Genomic DNA, 7,779 nt, shown 5'->3' with positions numbered 1-7,779 from the left:
GTCCGTCCTCGGTCCGGCCGGCCGTTTCCGACGAGGGCACCCTCCGCCGGTGCCGGCCGCTGCGGGCGGACACCCCCCACCCCGGCCCCTTCCCGCCGTACGCGGGTGCGGGCCGTCGCCCCTTGCGGGTCCGGTGCGGGGCGCGGGGCGGGCGGTCCGTTCAGGCGGTCGGTCACCGTAGACACCTAGGGGCGCGGGGAACTGCGCGACCGGCCACGGCGTGCCCGCACTCGTCGACGTTCCTGTCGGCGGCTACACCTGCGCTCGTCCCTGCTTGCGGACTTCCGCCAGGCGTAGTGCTCCCAGCTGGACCGCTACCTGGGTCGCGTCGGAGGGGACGTCGGAGAGGCCGCCGTTGGTCAGGGTGAACGCGTCCGGGCCTTGGCGGACCACCGCCACGTCGAGGGTGAGGACCGTCGGGTCCTCCGTGCCCTCGGCCGGCGGGGCCGTGACCGTGACGCGCAGGCCCTGTCTCGCGTCCCCGACCGGGGGCAGGGAGGCGGCGGAGATCTGGACGTCCTGGGCCACGCCCCGCCCCGTCGTCGCGGTGAAGTGCGCGCAGGTCTGCGGCACCGTCGCGAGCCAGGCCAGGGTCCGGTCGACGTCGGCGGGCGGCTGGGCCGAGACCTGGTAGCGCATCTGGGCGCCGGTGTCGGTGTTGTCGAGGCCGACGACCGCGCGGGCCGGGGAGCCGAGGAGTTCGTCCGCGTACAGGGCGTCGAGGAAGCGGGCGCAGTCGCCGGGTGCGCCCGTCGTCTTCAGCATGCCGTCCCGCCAGGTCGCCGCGCCCCGCGTGGGCGTCCAGGCCGGCCCGAGGTCGGACTCGGTGACCAGGACCGCCTGGGCCTGGGCGGTGGTCAGCGCGGGCGTGGTGGTGGGGGAGGCCGGTGCCGTGCGGGGGGCGGAGGACGTGGTGGGGGTGCCGGTGGGAGCCTCCTCCATGTCGAGGTAGCGGCCCGAGCAGGCGGTGGCGGTCAGGAGGGTGCCGGCGGCGAGCGTCAGGGCGAGGGCTGCGGGGACCGGGGGTCGGGGCATCGGGGCTCCTGGGCGGGGCGGGGTGCGTACGTCCAGGTCAGCACCGTGATCGCCGGGCGACCAGCGCACAGGACCGTCCGGGCGACAAATGCGCTCGCGCAGGCCGGGGCGGCTCGGTACCGTCGTCGTGTGCAGCGCGTACAGGTCCTGTCCACGACGACGCCGGAGAGTGTCCCGGCGCGCTGAGCGATGTCGCGAAAGCCCCGGGGCGGGTGCCCCGGGGCTTTCGGCGTGCGGGGGCTCGTCCCGTCGGAGGAAGAGGAGCCCGTCATGCATGATCACCGTCGCCTCGGCCGTGAGCTCGACCTGTTCGGCACCGACCCGCTGATCGGGGCGGGACTGCCGTACTGGCTGCCCGACGGGGCCGTCGTGCGGCACACCCTGGAGAGTTACGTCCGGGGCCTGGAGCGCGCCGCCGGCTACCGGCACGTGTACTCGCCCGTGCTCGGCAAACGGGAGCTGTACGAGATCTCCGGGCACTGGGAGCTGTACGGCGACGACATGTTCCCGCCGATGCGGCTGGGGGCGGAGGAGGTCGTGCTGCGGCCCAGTCTGTGTCCCCATCATGCGATCGTCTACCGGTCGCGGTCCCGCAGTTATCGGGAACTGCCGTACCGGGTGGCCGAGTTGGGGGGCATGTTCCGGTCCGAGCTGTCCGGGGTGCTGGGGGGTCTGACCCGGGTGCGGGCCATTCAGCTGAACGACGCGCACATCTTCTGCACCCCGGACCAGGCCGTCGGCGAGGCCCGGGCCGCGCTGGAGCTGATCGCCCGCGCCCATGCCGACCTGGGCATCCGGGGCGCCCGCTACCGGCTGTCGCTGCCGGGGGAGGGCGGCAAGTACGTCGCCGACCCGGAGCTGTGGCGGCGGGCGACCGGCATGCTCCGCCAGGTGCTGGAGGGGATCGAGCACGAGGAGGCCGCGGGGGAGGCCGCGTTCTACGGGCCGAAGATCGATGTGCAGGTCGCCGACGCGGCGGGCCGGGAATCGACCCTGTCGACCGTGCAGATCGACCTCCATCAGCCGGAGCGGTTCGGGCTGTCGTACGTCGGCGCGGACGGGGGCAGGCACCGGCCCGTGATGGTGCACCGCAGTGTCATCGGCAGCGTCGAGCGGGTGGTCGCGCACCTGATCGAGCAGCACGGCGGTGCCTTTCCCGCCTGGCTGGCGCCGGTGCAGCTGGTCGTGCTGCCGGTGTCGGCGGAGCAGGAGGAGCGGGCCCGGGAGGTCGTGAGGGAAGCGGAGAGGGCCGGGCTGCGCGCCGAGGTCGCCGTGGAGGGGAGCCTGGGGGCACGGATCCGGGCGGCGCGGCTCGTGCCGTATCAGGTGGTGGTCGGTGCCCGGGAGGACGCGGCCGGGGAGGTCGCGCTGCGGCTGCGGGACGGGCGGCGGGCGCAGGTGCCGGTGGCGGAGCTGGTGCGGCGGGTGGTGGGGGTGGTGGCGGCGCGCGGGGCGGATCTGTGGGGCTGAGCGGCCCGGGCGCTTATGGTCGGGGGACGACGGAAGGAGCTCGTGGTGGCCGGTCAACCCATCCCCGTGATCATCGACTGCGACACGGGTGTCGACGACGCCCTCGCCCTGCTGTTCGCCGTACGTCATCCCGGTCTGGATCTGCGCGCGGTGACGTGTGTCGCCGGGAACACGGACGTGGACGGCGTCGTGCGCAACACGCTGACCGTGCTGGAGCAGGCGGGGGCGCCGGAGATCCCGGTGGGGCGGGGTGCCGAGCGTCCGCTGGTCGAGCCGGCGCGGTCGGCGCGGCACGTCCACGGTCATGACGGCATGGGCGACCTGGGGCTGCCCGCGCCGAGGCGCCGGCCCGCCGACGTGGACGCGGTGACGCTGCTGCGCCGCGAGATCCTCGCGAGCGAGCGGCCGGTGACCCTGATCCCGACGGCGCCGCTGACGAACGTCGCACTGCTGCTGCGCACCCATCCCGAGGTGACCCGCAACATCGAGCGGATCGTCTTCATGGGCGGTGCGGTCGCCTCCGGCAACGCCACGCCGGTCGCGGAGTTCAACGTCTGGCACGACCCGGAGGCCGCGGCGATCCTGCTGACCGCGGGGGTGCCGATCACCATGTACGGGCTGGACGTGTTCATGCGGGTGGTCGTGCCGGGCACCGATGTGCACCGGATGCGGGCGAGCGGTGAGCCCGGCACCCGGCTGGCCGGTGAGCTGCTCGCCCACCGGCCCACCACCCAGGGCGGCGAGCCCGAGGCGGAGGAGGCGGGCGGCCTCGGTGACGCGGGCGCGGTGTGCGCGGTCGCCGATCCGGCGGGCCTGACGACGCGGCTGCTGCCGGTGGAGGTGTCGCTGGCCCCGGGCCCGGGCCGCGGGCAGACGATCGTCGACCGGCGCCCGCGCCCCGGCGAGTCCGAGATCCATGAGGGCGCCCGTGAACAGCCGCTGGTGGACGTGGCGTTGGAGGTCGACGTCGACCGCTATGTGAAGCTGTACCTGGAGACGGTCGAACGCTAGTCGGCCGAGGCCGTCCAGCGTTCCTCCACCCTGGCCAGCCTCCAGTACGTCAGGGCCGCCGCCCACACCAGGACGAACAGGCCGACGATGAGGTAGCCGACGTTGTCCAGGTCGATGCCGGCGATCCAGCCGGTGACGCCGTCGTCGAGACCGAACTTGTCGTGCAGGACGCCGACCAGCTCGATGGTGCCGATCACGAAGGCGACCGCGATGGACAGGCCGGTGATGGCGAGGTTGTAGAACACCTTGCGGACCGGGTTGGAGAACGCCCACTGGTAGGCGAAGTTCATGAACGTGCCGTCGAGGGTGTCGAACAGGCTCATCCCGGCGGCGAAGAGGAGGGGCAGGCAGAGGATCGCGTACCAGGGCAGGCCCGCCGCCGCGCCGGAGCCCGCCATCACCATCAGCGTGACCTCGGTGGCCGTGTCGAAGCCGAGGCCGAACAGGAAGCCGAGCGGGTACATCTGGCCGGGTCGGGAGACCGACTTGGTGAGGCGGCCCAGGATGCGGTTCATGAACCCGCGCGAGTCCAGGTGCGCCTCCAGCTCCCGCTCGTCGTACGTCCCCGCGCGCATCGCCCGGAACACCTTCAGGATGCCGAAGAGGGCGACCAGGTTGAGCGCGGCGATCAGATACAGGAACGTGCCGGAGATCGTCGTGCCGAGGAAGCCGAGCACCTGGTGGGTGGTCGAGCCCTCGTTCATCACCTTCCCGGCGAGGGAGGTGCCGCCCGCGATCAGCAGCGCCAGCAGGACGACGACGCTGGAGTGGCCGAGCGCGAACCAGAAACCGACGGAGACCGGGCGTTTGCCGTCGGCCATCAGCTTGCGGGTGGTGTTGTCGATGGCGGCGATGTGGTCGGCGTCGAAGGCGTGCCGTACGCCCAGGGTGTAGGCGGTGACGCCGAGGCCGATGCCGAAGGCCTTGGAGCCGACCTCGTAGTGGCCCGGCACCACGAGGAGGAAGAGGATCCCGAAGGCGGCGACGTGCAGGGCGGCGATGGCGGCCAGCAGTCCGGCGGTTTTGACGGTGTCCTCGCGGCGCCACTTGAAGGTGGCGTTCGCGGGCGTCGTCGGGGCAGGGTCGGGCAGGGTCATCCGGTTCACGCTCCAGCACCTCGTGGATCACTTCGTGAGCTGCCGTGGCCGGTCTCCTGGCTGACGGGGCTGGTGCGTCCGCCGTCCCTGCCTTCCCGGTCCTGAAGACCAGTGGCCCGGCGTGAACCGGACGGGACGAGAACTTCCCCGATCACAGTGGCGAGGGCCGCTCCGGTTTCTCACCGGCTTCCCGAACACCACGGCCCGCCCACGGTAGGGGTGCGGAGGGTCTCCTGCATAGCTGCACAGCTGAGCAGGTATCCAAGATCACAGAGCGGAGATCGCGGAGGGGGCGGGCCGCCCGGTCGTGCGGGCCCGTGGGCGGCGGGCCGACCGGGGGCGGGAGAATGCGGGCATGCACCTCGTGCCTGACGACCGCGCCGACCGCCGCACCATCGACGGTCACCGTGTCTGTGACGCCATCGCCGCCATCGGCGACGCCGCCCACGTGCGTGCCTGGGCCGACCGCTTCTCGCTGCTCGCCGACCCCAACCGGCTCGCTCTCCTGCTCGCCCTGCACCGCACCGGCCCGCTCGCGGTGTCCGACCTGGCCATCGCGACCGGCATGAACGACCCGGCCGTGTCGCAGGCCCTGCGGCTGCTGCGGGCGGCGGGCACGGTGGCGGGCGAGAAGCAGGGCCGGGTGGTCCGCTACCGGGTGGTCGACCCGGACGTACGGACACTGCTCGCGCGCTGCACCGCCGACGGCGCCTGACCCGGGCGGACGCGGACACGTTCCCCCGGGCGGCGAAGTGGACAGTCATCTCCCTGTCGTGCCCGAACCGGCGAACGGAGACCGCGTGCCCGATCTCTCCTCCCGCGACCCCGCCTGGTGGCGGCAGGCCGTCGTCTACCAGGTCTATCCCCGCAGCTTCGCCGACGCCGACGGCGACGGGCTCGGTGACCTGCGCGGCATCACCGGCCGCCTGACCCATCTGGCCGCGCTCGGCGCCGACGCGCTGTGGCTGAGCCCGTTCTACCCCTCCGAACTCGCCGACGGCGGCTACGACGTGGCCGACCACCGCGCCGTGGACCCGCGCCTGGGCACCCTGGACGACTTCGACGCCCTGGTCGCCGAGGCGCACCGGCTCGGCCTGAAGGTCGTCGTCGACATCGTCCCCAACCACACCTCGCACCGGCACGCCTGGTTCCAGGAGGCGCTGCGCGCCGGGCCCGGTTCGCGCGCCCGGGAGCGGTACGTCTTCCGCGAGGGGCGTGGCGCGGAGGGGGAGCTGCCGCCCTCGGACTGGCAGTCGGTGTTCGGCGGCAGCGCCTGGGAGCGGGTGCCGGACGGGCAGTGGTACCTGCATCTGTTCGCCCGTGAGCAGCCCGACCTGAACTGGGCCGACGACGAGGTCCGCGCCGACCTGCGGCGCACCCTGCGCTTCTGGGCCGACCGCGGCGTGGACGGTTTCCGGGTGGACGTCGCGCACGCCCTGGCCAAGGACCTGTCCGAGCCGCTGCGCGACCTCGGCGCGCCCGAACTGAGCGACGAGGCGGCCCTCACGGTGCTGCCCCCGGGCAGCCATCCCTTCTACGACCGCGACGAGGTGCACGAGATCTACCGGGACTGGCGCCGCCTCCTCGACGCCTACTCCCCGCCCCGCGCGGCCATCGCCGAGGCATGGGTGCCGGGCGAGCGCCGCGCGCTGTACGCCCGGCCGGACGAGCTGGGCCAGGCGTTCAACTTCGAGTATCTGCAGGCCCCCTGGCAGGCGGACGCGCTGCGCGAGGTCATCACCGCGTCGCTGGCCGGCGCGCGGGCCGTCGGCGCCTCGGCGACCTGGGTGCTGTCCAACCACGACGTCGTCCGGCACGCCTCCCGGCTGATGCTGCCGCCGGGCACCGACGACAACGCCTGGCTGCTGTCCGGCGGCCACGCGCCCCGGATCGACCCGGCGGCCGGGCTGCGCCGGGCCCGCGCGGCGACGCTGCTGATGCTGGCGCTGCCCGGCTCGGCGTATCTCTACCAGGGCGAGGAGCTGGGGCTGCCCGAGGTCGCCGAGCTGCCGGCCGAGGTGCTCCAGGACCCGATCTGGGAGCAGACGGGCCATGTCCGCAAGGGCCGCGACGGCTGCCGGGTGCCGCTGCCGTGGACGACCGGCGGCCCGTCGTACGGCTTCGGCGCGGGCGGCGCCTGGCTGCCGCAGCCGCCGTCCTTCGCGTCGTACGCCGTGCAGGCGCAGGACGGGGTGGAGGGCTCGACGCTGGAGCTGTACCGGGCCGCGCTGAGACTGCGCCGCAAGCTGGCGGAGGGCGAGGAGCTGCGGTGGGCCGAGGACGTCCCGGCCGGTGTGCTCGCCTTCGCCCGGTCCCAGGGCTGGCGGTGCGTCGCCAACCTGTCGGAGCGCGCGGTGCCGCTGCCGCCCGGTGAGGTGCTGCTCGCCAGTGCCCCGCTGGAGGACGGCCGGCTCGGCCCGGGCACCACGGTCTGGCTGGGTTAGCGCACCGTCGGGGAGGGGTCGCCGGGCAGGGGGACCGGGACGGACGTCGGGTTCGGCGGCGGGGTGAGGACCACCTGCGGCTGGCCCCCGGCGGGGGGCGGCGGCGTGACGTCGCTCGAGGGCAGCTTCGGTGGGGCGGTCTGCTGGAAGAGGGCCTGGTCGAAGTTGACCAGGCCGGTCTTCTCCATGACCGTCATGTGGTCGAGGACGGTGTCGTTGGCCTGGTCGGCCAGCGCGCGCACCAGCGTGTTCTTCGTCGTGGAGCGGATCTTCGCGATCGTGTTGAAGATCGAGCCGTGTGTGATCCGCAGGATGTTCGCGAAGTCCGAGTCGAACTGCCGGCCGCTGTCCGCGTTGAGGGTGGCGACGAATCCCTGCTGCTGGGGGCTGGGCAGGTTGGGCAGCGTGATGTTCAGCATCGGAGCGACCCTGCGGCAGGTGATGTCCAGGGCCGCGTGCCCGTCGATGAGGTGCCGGCCCGCCGTGAGGACTGCCTTGTCGGTGCTCTTCTTCAGGGCCATCTGACCCACGGGGTACTCCCACAGGCCGGCCGCTCGCACCTTCACCACGAAGTCGCGGTCGCCTTCCGTGAGCGGCCCCCACTGGGTGGTGGCGATCACCCGTGAGGTGTCGCTGGACACCGTCTGCAGGCCCAGCATGGCGGGATAGGCGAGTGCGACGAGGGTCAGGCCGAGGGCACCGCCCACGAAAAGGGTTCCCGT

At 73.3% G+C, this 7,779-nt stretch carries 7 protein-coding genes and 1 riboswitch; of the genes, 4 read left to right on the top strand and 3 right to left on the bottom strand.

Going from position 1 to position 7,779, the window contains the following annotated elements; all coding sequences use genetic code 11:
* Positions 1-252: 252 nt before the first annotated feature.
* Positions 253-1,035, bottom strand: a complete 783-nt coding sequence (locus AB0E88_RS26010) for a hypothetical protein (RefSeq protein WP_361634929.1) — start codon at positions 1,033-1,035, stop codon at positions 253-255.
* A gap of 231 nt (positions 1,036-1,266) precedes the next feature.
* Here AB0E88_RS26010 and thrS point away from each other — a divergent pair, with 231 nt between their 5' ends.
* The gene (gene thrS, locus AB0E88_RS26005; protein ID WP_361634927.1) at positions 1,267-2,505 is read left to right on the top strand and encodes a threonine--tRNA ligase; all 1,239 of its coding nucleotides are present in this window, start codon (positions 1,267-1,269) and stop codon (positions 2,503-2,505) included.
* A gap of 45 nt (positions 2,506-2,550) precedes the next feature.
* The gene (locus tag AB0E88_RS26000; RefSeq protein ID WP_361634924.1) at positions 2,551-3,516 is read left to right on the top strand and encodes a nucleoside hydrolase; all 966 of its coding nucleotides are present in this window, start codon (positions 2,551-2,553) and stop codon (positions 3,514-3,516) included.
* On the opposite strand, the gene AB0E88_RS25995 is transcribed toward AB0E88_RS26000, so the two are convergent.
* Positions 3,513-4,613 carry a HoxN/HupN/NixA family nickel/cobalt transporter gene (locus tag AB0E88_RS25995; RefSeq protein ID WP_361634947.1) on the bottom strand — a complete coding sequence of 367 codons (1,101 nt, stop codon included), beginning with the start codon at positions 4,611-4,613 and terminating at the stop codon, positions 3,513-3,515. The genes AB0E88_RS26000 and AB0E88_RS25995 overlap by 4 nt on opposite strands.
* A 28-nt stretch (positions 4,614-4,641) precedes the next feature.
* Positions 4,642-4,830, bottom strand: a riboswitch (cobalamin riboswitch).
* A gap of 138 nt (positions 4,831-4,968) precedes the next feature.
* Here AB0E88_RS25995 and AB0E88_RS25990 point away from each other — a divergent pair.
* Both AB0E88_RS25990 and AB0E88_RS25985 read left to right on the top strand, forming a co-directional pair.
* Entirely contained in the window at positions 4,969-5,328 is a 360-nt protein-coding gene (locus AB0E88_RS25990) for a metalloregulator ArsR/SmtB family transcription factor (protein ID WP_361634921.1), read from the top strand.
* Between the two features lie 85 nt (positions 5,329-5,413).
* Entirely contained in the window at positions 5,414-7,057 is a 1,644-nt protein-coding gene (locus AB0E88_RS25985; protein WP_361634919.1) for a glycoside hydrolase family 13 protein, read from the top strand.
* Here AB0E88_RS25985 and AB0E88_RS25980 read toward each other — a convergent pair.
* Positions 7,054-7,764 (bottom strand): DUF4142 domain-containing protein, encoded by a 711-nt coding sequence (locus AB0E88_RS25980; RefSeq protein WP_361634944.1) that lies wholly within the window; start codon positions 7,762-7,764, stop codon positions 7,054-7,056. The two genes, AB0E88_RS25985 and AB0E88_RS25980, sit on opposite strands and share 4 nt — an antisense overlap.
* Positions 7,765-7,779 lie beyond the last annotated feature (15 nt).

Source organism: Streptomyces sp. NPDC028635 (genome assembly GCF_040637635.1).
GTDB lineage: Bacteria > Actinomycetota > Actinomycetes > Streptomycetales > Streptomycetaceae > Streptomyces.
Note: the sequence above shows the minus strand (reverse complement) of the source record. Positions and strands in the feature narration are given on the sequence as shown.

What these genes read in the sequence shown, in the direction of transcription:
- AB0E88_RS26010 (WP_361634929.1), bottom strand. Translation starts at nt 1,035, where the DNA reads ATGCCCCGACCCCCGGTCCCCGCAGCCCTCGCCCTGACGCTCGCCGCC.
- AB0E88_RS25995 (WP_361634947.1), bottom strand. Translation starts at nt 4,613, where the DNA reads ATGACCCTGCCCGACCCTGCCCCGACGACGCCCGCGAACGCCACCTTC.
- AB0E88_RS25990 (WP_361634921.1), top strand. Translation starts at nt 4,969, where the DNA reads ATGCACCTCGTGCCTGACGACCGCGCCGACCGCCGCACCATCGACGGT.